Below are 18988 nucleotides of genomic sequence, written 5' to 3' on the forward strand. Positions count from 1 at the left end.
GCACACAGTTGAGAGGGCGGGGAGGGGCGAAGAGCCACTGTCGGTCCGGCAGGGCCTTCTGTTGGCGTACAAAGTCCGGCTTTCCGCTTGCCGGACCCTTTCGCATCCCCCCTAGACTGATATTCCAGCAGGTGGCTGCACGCTCGAAAGGCGCCCACGTGTCCATCGGCAACTCTCCCCCGGATACTCCGGACGACGAGCGGCCCTCGATCGGCCGTTCCCTCCAGCAGGCCCGAATCAACGCCGGACTGACGGTAGACGAGGTCAGTTCGACCACCCGTGTACGCATTCCGATCGTGCATGCGATCGAGCAGGACGACTTCTCCCGCTGCGGCGGCGACGTCTATGCCCGAGGCCATATCCGTACGCTGGCGCGCGCCGTCGGCATCGATGCCACGGACCTCGTGGCGCGGTACGACGCCGAGCACGGCGGGCGTCCCAGGCCCAGCCGGGCCGCACCGGTCTTCGAGGCCGAGCGGATCCGGTCCGAACCCCGGCGACCCAACTGGACGGCCGCCATGGTCGCTGCGATCGTCGCGGTCGTCGGCTTCGTCGGGTTCACGCTCTTCAACGGCGGGGCGAAGGGGTCCGACGACCCGGTCGCGGCTCCGTCCGGCAAGCCGTCGAAGGCCCCGGGCAAGCCCGCCGCCAGCAAGCCGGCGGACGCGAAGCCGGACCCCTCCAACAGCGCGGACAGCGCCATCGCCGGCGTCCCGGCCAACAAGGTCACGGTCAAGCTCACGGCCGAGAAGGATCAGACCTGGGTGTCCGCCAAGGACCACAACGGCAAGACCCTGGAGGAGGGCGTGCTCAAGCGCGGCGTCTCCAGGACCTTCACCGACAGCAAGCGGATCGATCTGGTGCTGGGCAACGCCGGAGCCGTACAGCTGTTCGTGAACGGCAAGCAGATCAAGAAGGTCGGCGGCGACGGCCAGGTCCAGAAACTGACCTACACCAAGGGTGATCCGGTGGCGGGCTGACCGGCCGGGCGGCACCTGCGGGCGGGCGCGGAGAGCCATGGGTGACCAGGCTCTCCGCGCAGGCATGCCACTCGGCAGCGGAAGGGGTGCCGGGACAAAGTAGGCTGAGCCCTATGCCCGAACGCCGTACCGTCGCTCTTGTCACACTTGGCTGCGCCCGTAACGAGGTGGACTCGGAGGAGCTGGCAGGCCGCTTGGCGGCGGATGGCTGGGACCTCGTCGAGGACGCCGCCGACGCCGACGTCGCCGTCGTCAACACCTGCGGCTTCGTCGAAGCCGCGAAGAAGGACTCCGTCGATGCCCTCCTCGAGGCCAACGACCTGAAGGACCAAGGACGTACCCAGGCCGTGGTGGCGGTCGGCTGCATGGCCGAGCGGTACGGCAAGGAGCTCGCCGAGGCGCTGCCCGAGGCCGACGGAGTGCTCGGCTTCGACGACTACGCCGACATCTCCGACCGGCTCCAGACCATCCTCTCCGGCGGCGTCCACGCCTCCCACACCCCGCGCGACCGGCGCAAGCTGCTGCCGATCAGCCCCGCCGAGCGCCAGGCCTCCGCCGTGGCCCTGCCGGGGCACGCCCAGGACACTCCCCCCGCCGACCTGCCGGACGGGATCGCCCCGGCCTCCGGGCCGCGGGCCCCGCTGCGCCGCAGGCTCGGCACCAGCCCCGTCGCCTCCGTGAAGCTCGCGTCGGGCTGCGACCGCCGGTGCTCGTTCTGCGCCATCCCCTCCTTCCGCGGGTCCTTCATCTCCCGCCGCCCCTCGGACGTGCTGGGCGAGACCCGCTGGCTCGCGGAGCAGGGCGTGAAGGAGATCATGCTGGTCTCCGAGAACAACACCTCGTACGGCAAGGACCTCGGCGACATCCGGCTGCTGGAGACCCTGCTCCCCGAGCTCGCGGCCGTGGACGGCCTCGAGCGGGTGCGGGTGAGCTACCTCCAGCCCGCGGAGATGCGGCCCGGCCTGATCGACGTGCTGACCTCCACGGAGAAGGTCGCCCCGTACTTCGACCTCTCCTTCCAGCACTCGGCCCCCGGCGTGCTGCGGGCGATGCGCCGCTTCGGCGACACCGACCGCTTCCTCGGCCTGCTCGAGCAGATCCGTGCCAAGGCGCCGCAGGCCGGCGCCCGCTCCAACTTCATCGTCGGCTTCCCCGGCGAGACCGAGGACGACCTCGCTGAGCTGGAACGTTTCCTGTCCGAGGCGCGGCTGGACGCCATCGGCGTCTTCGGCTACTCCGACGAGGACGGCACCGAGGCGGCCGGCTACGGGAACAAGCTCGACCCCGAGGTCGTCGCGGAGCGCCTCGCGCGCGTCTCGCGGCTGGCCGAGGAGCTCACCGCGCAGCGCGCCGAGGAGCGGATCGGGGAGACAATCGAAGTACTGGTCGACCGCGTCGACGACGAGGACGGGGTCATCGGCCGGGCCGCCCACCAGGCGCCCGAGACCGATGGCCAGGTGCTCCTCACCATGGACAGCACGCCCGTCCCCGGTCGTATGGTCGTGGCAAAGGTGGTGGCGAGCGAGGGAGTCGACCTCGTCGCCGAGCCCGTCGGGTACGACGGGGACGGCGGGTGTACCGAGGAGGCGGGCAGATGAGCGGAGTCCCGGCCTCGGCCGCGGGCGGGCCGGCCAGGGCGGCCGCCGCCAGGCGTCCGGTTCGGTTGTGGAACATCGCCAACATCCTCACCATGGTGCGGCTGTGCCTGGTGCCGGGATTCGTCCTGCTGATGATGCACGACGGTGGCGAGGACCCGGCCTGGCGCTCGTTCGCCTGGGCCGCGTTCGCCGTCGCCATGATCACGGACCTCTTCGACGGCCATCTGGCCCGTACGTACAACCTGGTCACCGACTTCGGCAAGATCGCCGACCCGATCGCGGACAAGGCGATCATGGGTGCGGCCCTGATCTGCCTGTCGGTCCTGACGATCCTGCCCTGGTGGGTCACGAGCGTGATCCTCTTCCGCGAGATCGGCATCACCCTGATGCGCTTCTGGGTGATCAGGCACGGGGTCATCCCGGCCAGCCGCGGCGGCAAGATGAAGACGCTCGCGCAGGGGGTGGGCGTGGGGATGTACATCCTGCCGCTCACCGAGTGGCTCGCCACCCTGCGCTTCTGGGTGATGGCGGTCGCCGTGGTGCTGACCGTTCTCACCGGGCTCGACTATGTGCGGCAGGCGATCGTGCTGCGCCGCGCCTCCCGTGCGGGGGAGTCCGGGAAGTGAGCGCGGCGGGCCCCGGCGCCGCCGGGGAGGTGCTGGCGGCGCTGGTGCGGGCGGGGCGTACGGTCGCCGTCGCCGAGTCGCTCACCGGTGGTCTGGTCGCGGCCGCGCTCACCACCGTCCCCGGCGCCTCGCGTGTGGTGCGGGGTTCGGTCACCGCGTACGCGACCGAGGTCAAGCGCGATGTGCTGGGCGTGGACGCGCGGCTGCTCGCCGAGCGCGGAGCGGTCGACGCCGAGGTCGCCCGTCAGATGGCCCGGGGCGTACGGTCGCTGCTGGCCGCGGACTGGGGACTCGCCACGACCGGGGTCGCCGGTCCCACCGCGCAGGACGGCAAGGCCGTCGGGACGGTGTTCGTCGCGGCCGTGGGTCCGGGCGGCGCCGAGACGGTGCGCGAGCTGTCGCTCGACGGGGACCGGGAGCGCGTCAGGACCGCGAGCGTCACCGCGGTGCTCGCCCTGCTGCTGGGCGAACTGGCCGGGAACACGGGGGCAAAGGATAAGGAACACAACGGGGGGAATGGATGTTTGCAGCCCTGAGTGAACACGACATAGCTCCCCGCACGGCCGCACCCCGAGGCGGTACGGTGGGGCGTGAAGGATCCGGATTCGCGGTCCAAGGAGGGAGCCACCGATGATTCTGCTCCGTCGCCTGCTGGGTGACGTGCTGCGTCGGCAGCGCCAACGCCAGGGCCGCACTCTGCGCGAGGTCTCCTCATCGGCCAGGGTCTCGCTCGGTTACCTCTCCGAGGTCGAGCGCGGGCAGAAAGAGGCGTCCTCCGAGCTTCTCTCCGCAATCTGCGACGCTCTGGACGTACGGATGTCCGAGGTCATGCGCGAGGTGAGTGATGAACTGTCGCTCGCCGAGCTGGCGCAGTCGGCGGCGGCGAGCGAGCCGGTACCCGCGCCGATGCGGCCGATGTTCAATTCCATGTCCGTGGCGTCCGTTTCGGGCGTTCCGGGCGAGCGTGTGACCATCAAGGCACCGGCGGAAGCCGTGGATGTGGTCGCGGCCTGACGCCGTTCCAAAGCGTTTGGATATCTCCACCGGGAGCCCCGGTCAGCAGGAAGGCTGACCGGGGCTCCGGCGTATTCGGGCCCCATTCCCGCCTTTGTGTCATGGTGGAAAAACGGGAGTAAACGGATCGGACGCTGGAGAGGAGAAACCGGATGTCTGTCGTGAAAAGCCCGTTGCCGGAACAGGACCGCAAGGTCGTCGCCGATGCCCTCCAGGGTGCGCTCGTCGACCTGGTGGATCTCTCCCTCGTCGCCAAGCAGGTTCACTGGACCGTGCTCGGCGCCCACTTCCGTCCCGTGCACCTGCAACTCGACGAGGTCGTCGCGTCAGCACGCGAGCACGCGGACACGGTGGCGGAGCGCGCCTCGGCGCTGGGCGTCGCCCCGGACGGCCGGGCCGGGACGGTGGCCGAGACCAGTGGGATCGCCCCGGTCGGGGGCGGGTGGAACGAGGACGCGGAGGCCGTGCGCATCCTCGTCGCGGCACTCGCCGTCGTGATCAAGCGGATGCGCGAGCGCATCGCCGCCACGGACGAGCCGGATCCGGTCACCCAGGACATCCTGATCGGGCTGACGGCCGATCTGGAGAAGCACCACTGGATGTTCCAGGCGCAGACCGGCTGAGGGCGGTGCGGTGCGGTGGCGGCCCGGGTGGCGGGTGGGCACCGGAAGAGTTCTCCTGGGGGCATGAACGAGCAGCCCGTCGTCCGCTTCACCGAGGAGCTGATGGTGGTCACGGAGCTCGACCAGCGGACGGCCGGGGCCTTTGTGCGCAGCGTCTACCAGGAGGGCATGCACGAGGGCGAGCAGCGGGTGATCGTCGAACTGCACCGGCGGGACCGCCTGATCCGGGAGCTCGAGCAGGAGCTGGAGCTGCTCCGCGGGCAGTCCTTCGGCTGACGGCGGGGAGGACGGGTCCGGGAGGTCAGCCGAAGGAGGCAGCCATGCTGTGGCACGGCATACGGAGCCGCCTTCGGTCGTGCGGGCCGGTGCGCGGGCTGCTCGCGCTCGTCGCCTGCGGGGTGTGGGCGTGGACGGTGCTCCGGCTGATGATGCCGCCGGGCGGCCGGGGCGGGATCGTGGAAGGGCTGGTGGCGGCGGGGGGTTGGGGGCTGAGCCTGCTGCCCGTGCATTGTGTGCCGCGCCCGCGGAAGCGGGGACGGGCGCGGAGGCGATGAGTCTGCGGGGGCTCGGCTTCACTCGAACGGCTTATTCACGTTTCCCGCGTGATGGCCCCTCCGGGTGCCCCGCTCGACCGCACAGTCTCGACCGCACCGTCAGGGTGCGCGCAGGCGCAGGCCGCGTGGGGTGGCGTGGAAGCCCGCGGACTCCAGGAGAGCGCCCAGTGGTGCGGTGAGCGCGGGGGAGCCGTTGACGCGCTCGACCGTGACGGTGCCCAGCGAGCCGGCCCGGGCCGCCTCGGCCAGGGCCGCCGCCGCTTCGCGCAGGACGGGGTCGTCGGCGCTCGGCTCCTCGGAGCCCTCCGCCTGCGGCCAGGCCAGGAGGGTCTTGCCGCCGCGCTCCATGTAGAGGGCGAGCGCGCCGTCGACGAGGACCACGAGGGAGCCCGCCTTGCGTCCCGGCTTGTGGGAGGCGTCACTTGGCGGGTCCGGCCAGGGCAGGGCGGCGCCGTAGGCGTTGGCGGGATCCGCCGCGGCGAGAACGACCGCGCGGCCGTGGCCGGTTCGCCCGGCGGTGCGTATCCCCGGGTGCCCGACGGGCCCGGCCTCGCCCGCCCTCTCGCGTGCCGTGCTGACGGCACGCAGTCTGTCGATCGCGCCCTCCACCGCGAACTGGGCGGCGCCCAGGCCCTCGACGACATAGCCGCGGCGGGCCTGCCCGCTGTCCTCGAAGGCGGAGAGCACGCGGTAGGCCGCGGAGAAGCCGCCCTCCACCCCCTCGGCGGCGACCGCGCCCCGGGTCACCACGCCGTGCCGGTCGAGGAGCGTACGGGCCAGGGCATGCGCCCGGTGCGTGGGATCGGGCGCGCGCTCGGGGAGCAGGGACCAGCGGCCCGCGACGGTCGGGGGTCCGCCACGGGAGGCGGTGGGCCGGCCCGCCAGGGCCGCGCGGCCGGCGAAGGCGCCGTAACGCCCGCGCGGGACCGTGCGCTTGGCGCGGTGCGCGGTGGAACCCGCCGTGCGACCGGAGCCGAGGAGCGAACGGAGCGGTGCGAGCGTGTCGTTGGTGAGCCGGCCGGACCAGGCGAGATCCCAGACCGCCTCGGCGATACGGGCGTCGGCACCGGCGGAGCCGTCGAGATCGGGGAGCTCCGCGCGGACTCTCTCGGCGATCTGACGGAAGAACAGGCCGTATCCGCCGGAGAGGGCGCCGAGCACCGCCCGGTGCACGGGGGTGAGTTCGAGCGGGTGCGGGGCGGGCAGCAGAAGCGGGGCCGCGTCGGCGGGGAGCAGCGCGATCCAGCCGTCCTTGCCGGGCAGGGCACCCGCGCCGACCCACACCACCTCGCCGGCCGCGGTGAGTTCGTCGAGCATCGCCGGGGCGTAGTCGCTCACGCGGGCGGGCAGGACCAGCTTCTCCAGGGCGGAAGCGGGGACGGGCGCGCCCTGCAACTGCTCGACGGCGCGCACCAGTCCGTCGATGCCGCGCAGGCTGTGGCCGCCGATGTGCTGCCATTGGGGGAGGAAGGCGGCGAGCGCGGTGGGCGGCACGGGCTCGAGCTCCTGCCGCAGCGCCGCGAGGGAGCGGCGGCGCAGCCTGCGCAGGACAGCCGCATCGCACCACTCCTGCCCCAGGCCGGAGGGGTGGAACTCGCCCTGGACGATGCGCCCGGACGCCGCCAGGCGGTGCAGGGCGCCTTCGGTCACCGCGGTGCCGAGGCCGAAGCGTGCGGCGGCCTGTGCCGAGGTGAACGGGCCGTGGGTGCGGGCGTATCGGGAGAGCAGGTCGCCGAGCGGGTCCTTGACGGGCTCGGTGAAGGCCTCGGGCACGCCGACGGGCAGGGCCGTGCCCAGGGCGTCGCGCAGGCGCCCGGCATCCTCGACGGCGGCCCAGTGGTCCCGGCCGGCGATGCGGACGCTGAGCGCGCGCCGCGCCCCGGACAGCTCCTGTGCCCACTGCGGTTCGGCGCCGCGCTCGGCGAGTTCCCCGTCGGTGAGGGGGCCGAGGAGTCGCAGCAGGTCGGCGACGCCCTCGGCGTCCTTGATCCGGCGGTCCTCGGTCAGCCACTGCAGCTCGCGCTCGAGTTCCGCGAGGACCTCCGGGTCGAGCAGCTCGCGCAGCTCGGCCTGGCCCAGCAGTTCGGCCAGCAGTCTCGAGTCGAGGGAGAGGGCCGCGGCGCGGCGCTCGGCGAGCGGGGAGTCGCCCTCGTAGAGGAACTGGGCGACGTAGCCGAAGAGGAGGGAGCGGGCGAACGGCGAGGGCTCGGGGGTGGTCACCTCGACGAGCCGGACGCGGCGCGCCTCGATGTCGCCCATCAGCTCGGTGAGCCCGGGGACGTCGAAGACGTCCTGGAGGCATTCGCGGACGGCTTCGAGGACGATGGGGAACGACCCGAACTCGCCGGCCACCTGGAGCAGTTGGGCGGCGCGCTGGCGCTGCTGCCACAGGGGGGTGCGTCTGCCGGGGGAGCGGCGCGGCAGGAGCAGGGCTCTGGCGGCGCACTCGCGGAAGCGGGAGGCGAACAGGGCGGAGCCGCCGACCTGTTCGGTGACGATCCCGCCGACTTCCTCCTTGTCGAAGGTGACGTCGGCGGCCGAGACGGGGGACTGCTCGGCGTCGAACTCCGTGCCCTGCCGGGCCGGGTCGGCGTCCAGCAGGTCCAGGCCCGCCAGGTCGGTGTCGGGCAGGCGCAGCACGATGCCGTCGTCGGCGTGCATCACCTGGGTGTCCATGCCGTACCGCTTGGCGAGGCGGGCGCCGAGGGCGAGCGCCCAGGGGGCGTGCACCTGGGCGCCGAAGGGGGAGTGGACGACGACCCGCCAGTCGCCCAGCTCGTCGCGGAACCGCTCGACGACGATGGTCCGGTCGTCGGGCACGTGCCCGCAGGCGCGGCGTTGCTCGGCGAGGTAGGAGAGGACGTTGTCCGCGGCGAGGGTGTCGAGGCCGGCGGCGGTGAGGCGCCGGCGGGCGGCCTCGGGCGGCTGGCCGCCGACCTCCCGCAGGAACGCGCCCAGCGCGCGCCCGAGTTCGAGGGGGCGGCCCAGCTGGTCGCCCTTCCAGAACGGCAGCCGGCCGGGGACGCCGGGGGCGGGGGTGACGAGGACGCGGTCGCGGGTGATGTCCTCGATCCGCCATGAGGTGGTGCCAAGCGTGAACACGTCGCCGACGCGCGACTCGTAGACCATCTCCTCGTCGAGCTCGCCGACGCGGGTGCCGCCCTTCTTGGGGTCCGCGCCCGCCAGGAAGACGCCGAAGAGGCCGCGGTCCGGGATGGTGCCGCCGGAGGTGACGGCGAGGCGCTGCGCCCCGGGGCGGCCCGTGACCGTGCCGGCCGTGCGGTCCCAGACGAGGCGGGGCCGCAACTCGGCGAAGGCGTCGGAGGGATAGCGCCCGGCGAGCATGTCGAGCACGCCGGTGTAGGCGGATTCGGGCAGCGCGGCGAAGGGAGCCGCGCGGCGGACCAGGGCCAGGAGCTCGCCGACGTCCCAGGTGTCCACGGCGGTCATGGCGACGATCTGCTGGGCGAGCACGTCCAGCGGGTTGGCGGGCACGCGCAGGGACTCGATGGCCCCCTGGCGCATCCGCTCCGTCACCACCGCGGCCTGCACCAGGTCGCCGCGGTACTTGGGGAAGACGACGCCCGTGGAGACGGCGCCGACCTGGTGACCGGCGCGGCCGACGCGCTGCAGCCCGGAGGCGACCGAGGGCGGCGACTCGACCTGGACGACGAGGTCGACCGCGCCCATGTCGATGCCCAGCTCCAGGCTGGAGGTGGCCACGACGGCGGGCAGCCGGCCCGCCTTGAGGTCCTCCTCGACCAGGGCCCGCTGCTCCTTGGAGACCGAGCCGTGGTGGGCACGGGCGATGACGGCCGGGGCGCCCGACGCCGCGCCGGAGCCGCCCATCAGCTCGGCGGGGGAGTGGTGTTCGGGCAGGGGTGCCCCGGCGGCCCGCTCGTGCGCGATCTCGTTGAGCCGGTTGCACAGGCGCTCGGCGAGGCGGCGGGAGTTGGCGAAGACGATGGTGGAGCGGTGGGCCTGGACGAGGTCGGCGATGTGCTGCTCGACGTGGGGCCAGATCGACGGCCGCTCCTTGTCGTCCCCCTCCCGCACGGGCGAGGCGCCCAGCTCCCCGAGATCCTCGACGGGCACGACCACCGACAGGTCGAACTCCTTGCCCGAGGGCGGCTGGACGATCTCCACCTTGCGTTGCGGCGACAGATAGCGGGCCACCTCGTCGACCGGCCGGACTGTGGCGGACAGGCCGATGCGCCGGGCGGGGCGGGGGAGCAGGGTGTCGAGGCGCTCCAGGGAGAGCGCGAGGTGCGCGCCCCGCTTGGTCCCGGCGACGGCGTGCACCTCGTCGAGGATGACGGTCTCCACGCCGGTGAGCGCCTCCCGGGCCGCGGAGGTGAGCATCAGGAACAGCGACTCGGGAGTGGTGATCAGGATGTCGGGCGGCCGGGTGACCAGGGCGCGCCGCTCGGCGGCCGGGGTGTCGCCGGAGCGGATGCCGACGCGGACGTCCGGCTCCGGCAGGCCCAGCCGCACCGACTCCTGGCGGATGCCGGTGAGCGGGCTGCGGAGGTTGCGCTCGACGTCGACCGCGAGGGCCTTGAGCGGGGACACGTACAGCACGCGGCAGCGCTTGTGGCGCTCGGCGGGCGGCGGGGCGCTCGCCAGCCGGTCCAGCGAGGCGAGGAAGGCGGCGAGCGTCTTGCCGGAGCCCGTCGGCGCGACGACCAGCACGTCGGAGCCCTCGCCGATCGCCCGCCAGGCCCCCGCCTGCGCGGGGGTGGGCGCGGTGAAGGCTCCCGTGAACCAGGAGCGGGTCGCGGGCGAGAACGCGGCGAGGGCCGTGGCAGGGCCCCCGGGCGTCGCTTCCGCCGGGTCGTTGGCCATGTCCCCCATCGTGCACCGCACCACTGACAATGCCCCGGACGGGCAGGCCGGGGGCGGTGCCCGGGCCGTGGCTAGAGCCGGCGGCCGTAGGAGCGCAGGGTCAGGAGCGCGTCGATGGTCGCCACCGGCCGGTACTCCAGGGCGGTGCCCGGTGCCCATGCGTGCCTGCGGTGCGGCCAGCCGCCGTCGTCCTCCTGGGCGGCGGCGAGGAAGTCCAGTGATCGGGTGAGCTCCGCGTCGGTGAACCAGGAGCGGGCCAGGGAGTCGGGCGTCCGCGCGAAGTCGTGCGGGAAGTGGTGTTCGCCGGGGGCGTAGCCGTCCGGCAGGGGGTGGCCGCCCAGCCGCTCCGGGTCCAGCACGGCCAGCCGCTGCTCCCGGACCGCCCGGCCGAGGCGGTCGGCGGCGGCCTCGGCGCGCGTGCGGTCGGGGGCGCCGTCGAGGAACGCGACGGCGGCCCGGACCTCGTGGGGGTGCGTCCTGGTGCCCAGGCCGAGCGCGTCGACCGCCGCCCAGCAGAAGTCGGTGGCGCGGAACAGCCAGGCGTGCCACACGTCGTTGCGGTGCAGCAGGCCCACCACGGGGCCGGTGGTGAGCAGGGCGCTCGGGGGGACCTCCAGGACGGGGAGCCACGGGGGCGCCGGGCAGCCGTGCAGGGAGGGGTGGAGTGCGGGCAGGGCGCCGTCGGGGGTGGAGACGGCCGTGAGGTAGCGGCACACGAGCTCGGCACGGCGGTCGCCGCAGCGGCCGATCTCGTCCAGGACGCGCAAGGCGTGCGCCGTGTGCAGGGGTTGGCTCGCCGGGCCGCGCAGATCGGGTTCCAGAGCGTGCCCGTAGCCTCCGTCGTCGCCCAGGTAGGCCGTCAGAGCCGCCTCGACGGCATCGGGACTGCCGTTCAGGAAGTGATAGGCGAATCTGCGTTGTTCGAGGACGCGGGCGGTCAGCCAGATGAACTGTTCTGCACGGACTACGGCGGATGCTCCGGATGGGGCCATGCACAAGACCGTAGAGCCGAATACGCCGCCGGTCAGTGGCTCGCGCCCGGCTGCACCCGCAGGGGCGGGGGCCGGTGCGTACGGGGTTGACGTCCCGGGCGTCGGCGGCGTCCGGGCACCGGCCCGTGACGCCTTACGCTGCGTGTATGAGGTTGACGGTGTTCTGGCAGCGCATGGCTGATCATTTCGGCCCGGCGTATGCCGATTCCTTTGCACGTGATCACGTGATGTCCGAGCTCGGGGGCAGGACGGTGCACCAGGCACTGGACGCGGGCTGGAACGCGAAGGACGTGTGGCGTGCGGTGTGCCGGGCGATGGAGATCCCCGAGAGCATGCGCTGACGCACGTCCGCCCGCCGCTCCGCCGGGGGCGGCGGGTTCCGCTTGACACGAAAATCGAACATCTATTCTGATTGGTGCTCCGCCCCGGTGGGATGACGGTTGTTCCCGGGCCAGGGGCGGCGTCCGGGCCCATTGTCAGTGGCAGGCATTAGCGTCGTGGACGTGAAGCGATCGACTCAAACACACCGGGTGGAAGCCATGGCAGGCACGGACCGCGAGAAGGCACTGGATGCCGCGCTCGCACAGATTGAACGGCAGTTCGGCAAGGGCGCCGTGATGCGCCTCGGCGAGCGGCCCAACGAACCCATCGAGGTCATCCCCACCGGATCGACCGCGCTGGACGTCGCCCTCGGCGTCGGCGGGCTGCCCCGCGGCCGTGTGGTCGAGGTGTACGGGCCGGAGTCCTCCGGCAAGACGACCCTGACCCTGCACGCCGTGGCCAACGCCCAGCGAGCGGGCGGCACGGTCGCCTTCGTGGACGCGGAGCACGCGCTCGACCCCGAGTACGCCAAGAAGCTGGGCGTCGACATCGACAACCTGATCCTGTCCCAGCCGGACAACGGCGAGCAGGCGCTGGAGATCGTCGACATGCTGGTCCGCTCCGGCGCGCTCGACCTGATCGTCATCGACTCCGTGGCGGCCCTGGTGCCCCGCGCGGAGATCGAGGGCGAGATGGGCGACTCGCACGTCGGCCTCCAGGCCCGCCTGATGAGCCAGGCGCTCCGGAAGATCACCAGCGCGCTCAACCAGTCCAAGACCACCGCGATCTTCATCAACCAGCTCCGCGAGAAGATCGGCGTGATGTTCGGTTCCCCCGAGACCACGACCGGTGGCCGGGCGCTGAAGTTCTACGCCTCGGTGCGCATCGACATCCGCCGCATCGAGACGCTCAAGGACGGCACGGAGGCGGTCGGCAACCGCACCCGTTGCAAGGTCGTCAAGAACAAGGTCGCGCCGCCCTTCAAGCAGGCCGAGTTCGACATCCTCTACGGCCAGGGCATCAGCCGCGAGGGCGGCCTGATCGACATGGGCGTGGAGCACGGCTTCGTCCGCAAGGCCGGCGCCTGGTACACGTACGAGGGCGACCAGCTCGGCCAGGGCAAGGAGAACGCCCGCAACTTCCTCAAGGACAACCCCGACCTCGCCAACGAGATCGAGAAGAAGATCAAGGAGAAGCTGGGCGTGGGCGTCAAGCCCGAGACCCCGGGTGCCGAGCCCGGCGCGGACGCGGCCACCGCCGAGCCGGCCAAGTCGGTGCCCGCCCCGGCCAAGTCCTCGGGGAAGGCGGCCAAGGCGACGGCCAAGAGCTAGCGGGCCGGGTCCGATCCCATGACACGGCGAAGCAACTGGCCTGAGCCGCAAGCCGGCAACCGGACGGGCGGTGATGGCGTGTCCCCGTCGAGGGCCGGGGGCGCACCATCACCGCCGCCGGAGGAGCAGGCGCGGGCGATCTGCCTGCGCCTGCTCACCGGATCCCCGCGCACCCGCGGGCAACTCGCGGAGGCGCTGGCCAAGCGGGGGATCGCCGACGAGGTGGCGGAGGAGGTGCTGTCCCGCTTCGAGGAAGTGGGGCTGATCGACGACGCGGCGTTCGCCGGCGCCTGGGTGGAGTCCCGGCACCACGGCCGTGGGCTGGCCCGCCGCGCACTGGCGCGTGAGCTGCGCACCAAGGGCGTGGACTCGGCGGTGATCGACGAGGCCCTGGGGCAGCTCGACTCCGAGCAGGAGGAGCGCACGGCACGGGAGTTGATCGACCGCAAGCTGCGCAGCACGCGGGGCATGGAGCGGGAGAAGCGGCTGCGCCGGCTCGCCGGCATGCTGGCCCGCAAGGGGTACGGCGAGGGGCTCGCCCTGCGGGTGGTGCGGCAGGCCCTCGCGGAGGAGGGGGATGACGCCGAGGAGCTGCTGGATGCGTACGGGGCGGGGGAGTAGGGCGGCCCGCCCAGGGCTCCTCCGCCCAGGAACTCCCCGCCCAAGGCCTCCCCGCTCAGGGTTTCTCCGCCGTCAGGGTGTCACCGGCAGGCCGGCCGAGCGCCATGCCTGGAAGCCGCCCGCCACATCCGTGGCGCGGTGCAGGCCCAACTGCCGCAAGGAGACGGCCGCCAGCGAGGACGCATACCCCTCGTCACAGATCACGACCACCCGAAGACCGTGCCCGGTGGCCTCGGGCGCGCGGTGGGCGCAGTCCGGATCGAGCCGCCACTCCAGCTCATTGCGTTCCACGACGAGCGCTCCGGGAATGACCCCGTCGCGCTCGCGCAGCGCCGCATAGCGGATGTCCACCAACAGCCCGCCCTCGGCCTGGACTTGGGCCGCCTGCGCCGGGCTCAGGCGGTCGAGTTCCGCACGGGCGGCGGCCAGGAGCTCCTCGACCCTCATCCCCAGTCCTCCGGCCACTCCACCTGCTCGAGCCGCAGCACCGGCCCGGTCCTGCTGTACCGCCGCATCATCGGCAGCGGCGGGTGATAGGCGTGCACCGACACCGCATGCCGCTCCGGAGAGGCGTTGAACACCTGGTGCACATGGTGCGGCCCGAACGCCCGGCCGTTCCCGTCGGCGAGCCGCCGCTCACGGTCGACGCCGTCGGCCAGCTCGAGCACCTTCCAACCCTCGGTGGGCAGTTGAGCCGCGAGCGACTGCTCGGTCAGCACGCCCGCCGCCGTGGCGAAGGCGCCGTTGGAACCGCCGTGATCGTGCCAGCCGGTGCCCGAACCGGGTGGCCAGCCGATGAGCCAGGCCTCGCTCCCGGCCGGTCCCGTCAACCGGATCCAGGTACGCCCCTCGGGATCGAGGGGAAGCGAGGAGACGAGCGCGGCATCGGCGGCGACCGCGCGCACAAAACCGAGCAGACCGGCCATGTCCGGGGTGCCGGGCGGGGTCAGGGACGCAGACAGAGGGAGAGACACGACAACCGTCCTGAGTGATCGCACGAGTTGCGCGTGCCGGGCAGCCGGCCGCGCGCACAGGGAAACGGATCAACAGGACGGACGACAGACGCAGCCCGCGTAGCGGAGGAGGTCCACATGGACCCTCCGCCAGAAACGCGCACCGCTCTCCGTCATGTGCCGGAGTGAACCACGGTGCTCACGGGCCGGTCAACGCTTGGCCGTAGCCTCACTGGCCTCGCCGTCGAGCTCCGGGACCTCCCGGCCGGACTCCGCTGTGTCCGCGTCCGCGTCCGCGTCCACGGGCGCCGGCGCCGCCGCACCGCCGCGCGTCGCGTCCGCGCACGCGTACAGCTCCGCGGCCCGTACCCCGGAGAACGCGGCCACCAGACGGCCGTCCGGCCGCACCACCAGCACCATGTGCGCCGCGGCCCCCGGATAGCCCTCGGCCACCAGCAGTTCGGCCTTCATCGGCAGGGCGCCGACGGCGGAGGCCAGCCGCGGCATGAGACCCGCGCCCAGCCAGTGCCGGCGCTCCCACACGCCCGTACCCGGGGCGATCAGCACCACCAGCAGGTCCCCGTTCAGCCGGTCGTGCAGCGACGCCGCCGATCCGTCCGGCGCGGTCACCGGTACGTCCGCCACCAGATCCCCCACGGCGGTGCCGACCTCGGGGGAGTCGGCGGCCGGGGTGAGGGGCGTACGGGCGTACACCGTCGGCGCGCCCAGCGCGCCGCGCCCCAAGTGCCCTTCCGTCAGCAGCACATCGTGGCCGCGCACGGCGCCGGGCACGACCGTGCGCCGTACCGTGCGCCACCCGCCCTCGCCGCGCACCGCGGGCAGCGCCCGGTCGGCGGCGCGCAGCCGTGCCACGACCGCCCCCCTCCGTTCGGCCTGGTAGCTGTCGAGCAGTGTGTCCGAGGCACCGTGGTGCCAGGCGAGTGCCAGCTTCCAGGCGAGGTTCTCCGCGTCCTGCAGCCCCTCGTCGAGCCCCTGGACCCCGAGCGTCCCGAGCACATGCGCGGCGTCCCCGGCGAGGAAGGCGCGTCCGCTGCGCCAGCGGCGCGCGAGCCGGTGGTGCACGATGTGCACGCCGGTGTCCAGGAGGTCGTACGCCGGGACGCCTCCGCACCACAGGGCCAGGGAGTCGTGGACGCGGGCGAGCAGGGCGTCGGGAGTGACCAGTTCGCCGTCCGGCGGCAGCAGCCAGTCCAGCCGCCACACCCCGTCCGGCAGCGGACGGGCCGTCACCTCGTCGCCGCGCCCCGGGGACCGGTGCAGAACGGCCTCGCCGGGCCACGGCAGTTCGGCCCGCAGCGCGGCGACCGCGTACCGCTCCACCGCCGTGCGTCCGGGGAAGCGGCCGCCCAGCAGCTTGCGGACGACGGAACGGGCGCCGTCGCAGCCGACCAGGTAACCGGCGCGCCAGGACGACCCGTTGTCGCCCCGGGTCTGCACGGTGACCCCGTCGGGGTCCTGCTTCAGCACGGTCACCCGGCTGTCGGGGACGACCCGCACCCCTTCGTGCGCGGCGAGCGCGGCACGCAGTTCACGCACCAGGATGTGCTGGGGAAGATGCAGAGGCGAGGCCATTTCCCCCTCGCCCTCCTGCAACGGCACCCGGGCCACCACCGACCGGCGGCGCAGCGTGCGCCAGCCCGTCCAGCGCGTCCCCCCCGTGGTGGCGCACCCGAACCGCTCGAGCATGCGGGCGGTCTCCGGTCGCAGCACGACCGTACGGGCCAGGCGCCCGTCGTCCTGGTCCGTGGAGCCGGGGGCCTCGTCGAGGACGACGACGGGCACGTCGCGCCGGGCCAGGGCCAGGGCCAGCGTGAGGCCGACCGGGCCGGCCCCGACGACGATCACCGGGTCCACGGCACGCGGGAGGGGAGAAGACGGAGCACGATCACAGAACGTATGCAACCCATTGCCGCTGCATGCGTCAAGTGATCGGAGTCGGCCGCACGGTGTGCCGGTGACACGCGCCCCGCCGCCCGTACGCGGGCGACGGGACGTCAGCTGTCGTGCGGTCGGTCCGGCTTGGGCGCGTCCGCGCCGGAGGCGCCCTCGAGGGCCGCGCCCGTCCCGGCCGGCACGGTCGGGGTGCCCTTGCGCGAGCGCTGTGTGCGCCGTTCGACCCATGTGGCGAGGCCCGACAGGGCCAGGCACAGCAGGACGTAGACCGAGCCGAAGACGATCACCATCGGGATGAAGGCGTAGACGCCGTTCACGGGGTCCACCTGGGTGGCGAACCGCTTGCCGGTGAACAGCAGTTCCTCGAAAAGGATGATGGAGCCGAGCGAGGTGTCCTTGAGGGTCACCACGAGCTGGCTGATGATCGAGGGCAGCATCGACCGGACGGCCTGCGGGACGAGGATGCTCGTCATCACCTGGGTCTTGCGCAGTCCCAGCGCATAGCCGGCCTCGCTCTGTCCCTTGGGCACGGCGTTGATGCCGGAGCGGAAGATCTCCGCCTGGACCGAGCCGTTGTACAGCATCAGCCCGATGACCACGGCCCACAGAGGGTCGGTGGTGAAGAACGCCGCGGACAGCAGGAACATCATGATGAGCAGCGGCATGGCGCGGAAGAACTCCACGACCAGCGTGGCCGCCCAGCGGACCGGCCGGTGATCGGAGAGCCGGGCCGTGGCGAGGAGCACGCCCGCCACGAGCGAGAGCACCGCCGCGAGGGCAAACGCCTTGAGCGTCGTCCCCAGGGCGTCGACGATCTGCTGCTGGGTGTCGGTGTACTCGTACGCCTTCCACAGCCCGTACTGGAACTGCCCGGTCACATCCAGCCGGTGGACGACGAAGGCGATGAGGCCGAGGATCGCGGCGACGGACACCACGCCGTAGATCCGGTTGCGCTTGCGTGCCTTGGGGCCGGGCACGTCGTAGAGGACGCTGCCGCTCATCGGGCCACCGCCAGCCGGTTCTCGAGCAGCCGGAACAGGGCGCCGATCAGGAACGTGATGATGAGGTAACACGCCGCGATCCAGAGGAAGATCACGTAGATGTTGTAGCCCATGTCGGCGTTGAGCTGTTTCTGCAGCGCACCGAGTTCGGCCACATTGAAGCCCGAGGCGATCGCCGTGTTCTTGGTGAGGGCGATCATCAGGCTCCCTATGGGCGGTATCGCGGTGCGGACGGCCTGCGGCAGCACGATCTGCCCCAGGGTCTGCGTGAAGGTCATCCCGATGGACCGGGCCGCCTCCGCCTGGCCGACCGGCACGGTGTTGATGCCGGACCTGACGGCTTCGCAGATGAACGCCGAGGTGTAACAGCCCATGGCCAGCACGGCGAGCCAGAAGGAGTCCCAGCCCTTGAGTCCGAGCTGCGGCAGCCCCAGGGTGACGGCGAGGAACAGCAGCACGAGCGGGGTGTTGCGCAGCAGCGTCACCCACCCGGTGCCGAACGCGCGCAGCGCGGGCACCGGGGAGACACGGAACGCCGCGATGAGGGTGCCCAGGACGAGAGCGAGCAGTGCGCTGAACGCCGTCAGTTCGACGGTGTTGATGAAGCCTGCGCGGAAGTCGTCGAAGTTGTCCGTCAGAACGTTCACGTCACTTCTCCCGGGAATCGCATGACGGGTCAGTAACGTTCGATCGCGGGCGGGTTCTGCGCGGGAGAACCCGAGAGGCCCAGCGTCGCGTCGAAGGCCCTCTTCCAGTCGCCGTTCTTCTCATGGGCCTCGATGGCGTTGTCGACCGCCTCGCGCAGCGCCTTGTCCCCCTTGTTCAGGCCGACACCGTAGGGCTCCTTGGAGAAAGGCTTGCCGACGACCTTCAACGCGCCCTTGTTCTGGGCCGCGTAGCCCATGAGGATCGCGTCGTCCGTGGTGACGGCGTCCACGGATCCGTTGACCAGCTCCTGGACGCACAGCTGGTAGCCGGACTGCGCCTTCACCTCGGCGGCACCGTACTTGGGCTCCTTGATCCGCTTCAGCGGGGTGGCGCCGGTCGCCGAACAGACCTTCTTGCCCTTGATGTCATCCGGGCCGTTGATGCTGCTGTCCTTCTTGACCAGCAGGTCCTGGCCCGCGACGTAGTACGGGCCCGCGAAGGAGATCTGCTTCTTGCGCTCGTCGTTGATCGTGTACGTGCCGACGTACAAGTCCACGCCGCCATTGGCGATCTGGGTCTCGCGCGCCTCCGACTGGATCGTCTTGAACTTGATGTGGTCCTCGTCGAAGCCCAGATCCGCCGCGATCATGCGGGCGATCTCCACGTCGAATCCGGAGCGCTTCTTGGTGCTCGGGTTCTCGTAGCCGAGGTAGGGCTGGTCGGCCTTGGTGCCGATGGTGATGGTCTTGCCCTTGATCCGCTGGAAGACGGGCGAGTCCTTGATGTCGGCCGCGGTGTTCACCTTGTACGCCGGCAGCGGGGCCGCCGACTTGCCGTTGCCCGGCTTGTCCTTGTCGTCGTCCGGGCTGCCCGACTTTCCGCAGGCGGTCGCGGACGCGGTGAGTGCCAGCACCACGGCGGCCACGGCGGCGGTGTTGCGGAGCTTCATGGTGAACATCCTTTGCGT

20 protein-coding genes are annotated in these 18988 nt (G+C 72.2%); 11 read left to right on the forward strand and 9 right to left on the reverse strand.

Annotated features, from left to right (window positions below):
* Positions 1 to 158 precede the first annotated feature (158 nt).
* The 8 genes from ACV530_RS34365 to ACV530_RS34400 all read left to right on the forward strand — a co-directional run bounded on the left by ACV530_RS34365 (position 159) and on the right by ACV530_RS34400 (position 5395).
* Complete coding sequence (locus ACV530_RS34365; RefSeq protein WP_494336632.1) at positions 159 to 980, forward strand: helix-turn-helix domain-containing protein; 822 nt, start codon at positions 159 to 161, stop codon at positions 978 to 980.
* A gap of 113 nt (positions 981 to 1093) precedes the next feature.
* The gene (gene rimO, locus ACV530_RS34370; protein ID WP_494336633.1) at positions 1094 to 2578 is read left to right on the forward strand and encodes a 30S ribosomal protein S12 methylthiotransferase RimO; all 1485 of its coding nucleotides are present in this window, start codon (positions 1094 to 1096) and stop codon (positions 2576 to 2578) included.
* The gene (gene pgsA / locus ACV530_RS34375; RefSeq protein WP_494336634.1) at positions 2575 to 3204 is read left to right on the forward strand and encodes a CDP-diacylglycerol--glycerol-3-phosphate 3-phosphatidyltransferase; all 630 of its coding nucleotides are present in this window, start codon (positions 2575 to 2577) and stop codon (positions 3202 to 3204) included. Before rimO ends, pgsA begins: the two co-directional genes overlap by 4 nt.
* Complete coding sequence (locus ACV530_RS34380) at positions 3201 to 3740, forward strand: CinA family protein (protein ID WP_494336635.1); 540 nt, start codon at positions 3201 to 3203, stop codon at positions 3738 to 3740. The genes pgsA and ACV530_RS34380 overlap by 4 nt, the downstream gene beginning before the upstream one ends.
* Before the next feature lie 94 nt (positions 3741 to 3834).
* On the forward strand, positions 3835 to 4218 hold the full coding sequence (locus tag ACV530_RS34385) for a helix-turn-helix domain-containing protein (RefSeq protein WP_494336636.1): 384 nt from the start codon (positions 3835 to 3837) through the stop codon (positions 4216 to 4218).
* Between the two features lie 152 nt (positions 4219 to 4370).
* Positions 4371 to 4841, forward strand: coding sequence for a Dps family protein (locus tag ACV530_RS34390; protein ID WP_494336637.1), 471 nt, complete (start codon positions 4371 to 4373; stop codon positions 4839 to 4841).
* A 63-nt stretch (positions 4842 to 4904) separates the two neighbouring features.
* Positions 4905 to 5117, forward strand: coding sequence for a hypothetical protein (locus tag ACV530_RS34395; protein ID WP_494336638.1), 213 nt, complete (start codon positions 4905 to 4907; stop codon positions 5115 to 5117).
* A 44-nt stretch (positions 5118 to 5161) separates the two neighbouring features.
* Entirely contained in the window at positions 5162 to 5395 is a 234-nt protein-coding gene (locus ACV530_RS34400; protein WP_494336639.1) for a hypothetical protein, read from the forward strand.
* Between the two features lie 99 nt (positions 5396 to 5494).
* On the opposite strand, the gene ACV530_RS34405 is transcribed toward ACV530_RS34400, so the two are convergent.
* Positions 5495 to 10240 carry an ATP-dependent helicase gene (locus ACV530_RS34405; RefSeq protein ID WP_494336640.1) on the reverse strand — a complete coding sequence of 1582 codons (4746 nt, stop codon included), beginning with the start codon at positions 10238 to 10240 and terminating at the stop codon, positions 5495 to 5497.
* Between the two features lie 71 nt (positions 10241 to 10311).
* Positions 10312 to 11232 (reverse strand): hypothetical protein, encoded by a 921-nt coding sequence (locus ACV530_RS34410; protein WP_494336641.1) that lies wholly within the window; start codon positions 11230 to 11232, stop codon positions 10312 to 10314.
* A gap of 146 nt (positions 11233 to 11378) precedes the next feature.
* Between ACV530_RS34410 and ACV530_RS34415 the strand changes: the two genes are divergently transcribed.
* The 3 genes from ACV530_RS34415 (at position 11379) to recX (ending at position 13505) form a co-directional block, all read left to right on the forward strand.
* Positions 11379 to 11573 carry a DUF3046 domain-containing protein gene (locus tag ACV530_RS34415; RefSeq protein WP_494336642.1) on the forward strand — a complete coding sequence of 65 codons (195 nt, stop codon included), beginning with the start codon at positions 11379 to 11381 and terminating at the stop codon, positions 11571 to 11573.
* Positions 11574 to 11771: 198 nt separating this feature from the next.
* The gene (gene recA, locus ACV530_RS34420) at positions 11772 to 12884 is read left to right on the forward strand and encodes a recombinase RecA (RefSeq protein ID WP_494336643.1); all 1113 of its coding nucleotides are present in this window, start codon (positions 11772 to 11774) and stop codon (positions 12882 to 12884) included.
* A gap of 18 nt (positions 12885 to 12902) precedes the next feature.
* The gene (gene recX, locus ACV530_RS34425; RefSeq protein ID WP_494336644.1) at positions 12903 to 13505 is read left to right on the forward strand and encodes a recombination regulator RecX; all 603 of its coding nucleotides are present in this window, start codon (positions 12903 to 12905) and stop codon (positions 13503 to 13505) included.
* 72 nt (positions 13506 to 13577) lie between these two features.
* On the opposite strand, the gene ACV530_RS34430 is transcribed toward recX, so the two are convergent.
* From ACV530_RS34430 to ACV530_RS34460, 7 genes are all read right to left on the reverse strand, one after another.
* On the reverse strand, positions 13578 to 13952 hold the full coding sequence (locus ACV530_RS34430; RefSeq protein WP_494336645.1) for a rhodanese-like domain-containing protein: 375 nt from the start codon (positions 13950 to 13952) through the stop codon (positions 13578 to 13580).
* Positions 13949 to 14431 carry a cupin domain-containing protein gene (locus tag ACV530_RS34435; protein WP_494336657.1) on the reverse strand — a complete coding sequence of 161 codons (483 nt, stop codon included), beginning with the start codon at positions 14429 to 14431 and terminating at the stop codon, positions 13949 to 13951. The genes ACV530_RS34430 and ACV530_RS34435 overlap by 4 nt, the downstream gene beginning before the upstream one ends.
* 117 nt (positions 14432 to 14548) lie before the next feature.
* Entirely contained in the window at positions 14549 to 14635 is an 87-nt protein-coding gene (locus tag ACV530_RS34440) for a putative leader peptide (protein WP_494336658.1), read from the reverse strand.
* Positions 14636 to 14668: 33 nt separating this feature from the next.
* Positions 14669 to 16333, reverse strand: coding sequence for an FAD-dependent monooxygenase (locus ACV530_RS34445; RefSeq protein WP_494336646.1), 1665 nt, complete (start codon positions 16331 to 16333; stop codon positions 14669 to 14671).
* A 140-nt stretch (positions 16334 to 16473) separates the two neighbouring features.
* On the reverse strand, positions 16474 to 17373 hold the full coding sequence (locus ACV530_RS34450; protein ID WP_494336647.1) for an amino acid ABC transporter permease: 900 nt from the start codon (positions 17371 to 17373) through the stop codon (positions 16474 to 16476).
* Complete coding sequence (locus ACV530_RS34455) at positions 17370 to 18020, reverse strand: amino acid ABC transporter permease (protein ID WP_494336648.1); 651 nt, start codon at positions 18018 to 18020, stop codon at positions 17370 to 17372. Before ACV530_RS34455 ends, ACV530_RS34450 begins: the two co-directional genes overlap by 4 nt.
* A 29-nt stretch (positions 18021 to 18049) precedes the next feature.
* Positions 18050 to 18970 carry a glutamate ABC transporter substrate-binding protein gene (locus ACV530_RS34460; protein ID WP_494336649.1) on the reverse strand — a complete coding sequence of 307 codons (921 nt, stop codon included), beginning with the start codon at positions 18968 to 18970 and terminating at the stop codon, positions 18050 to 18052.
* Between the last annotated feature and the right edge of the window lie 18 nt (positions 18971 to 18988).

Source organism: Streptomyces sp. SX-6 (assembly GCF_059089585.1).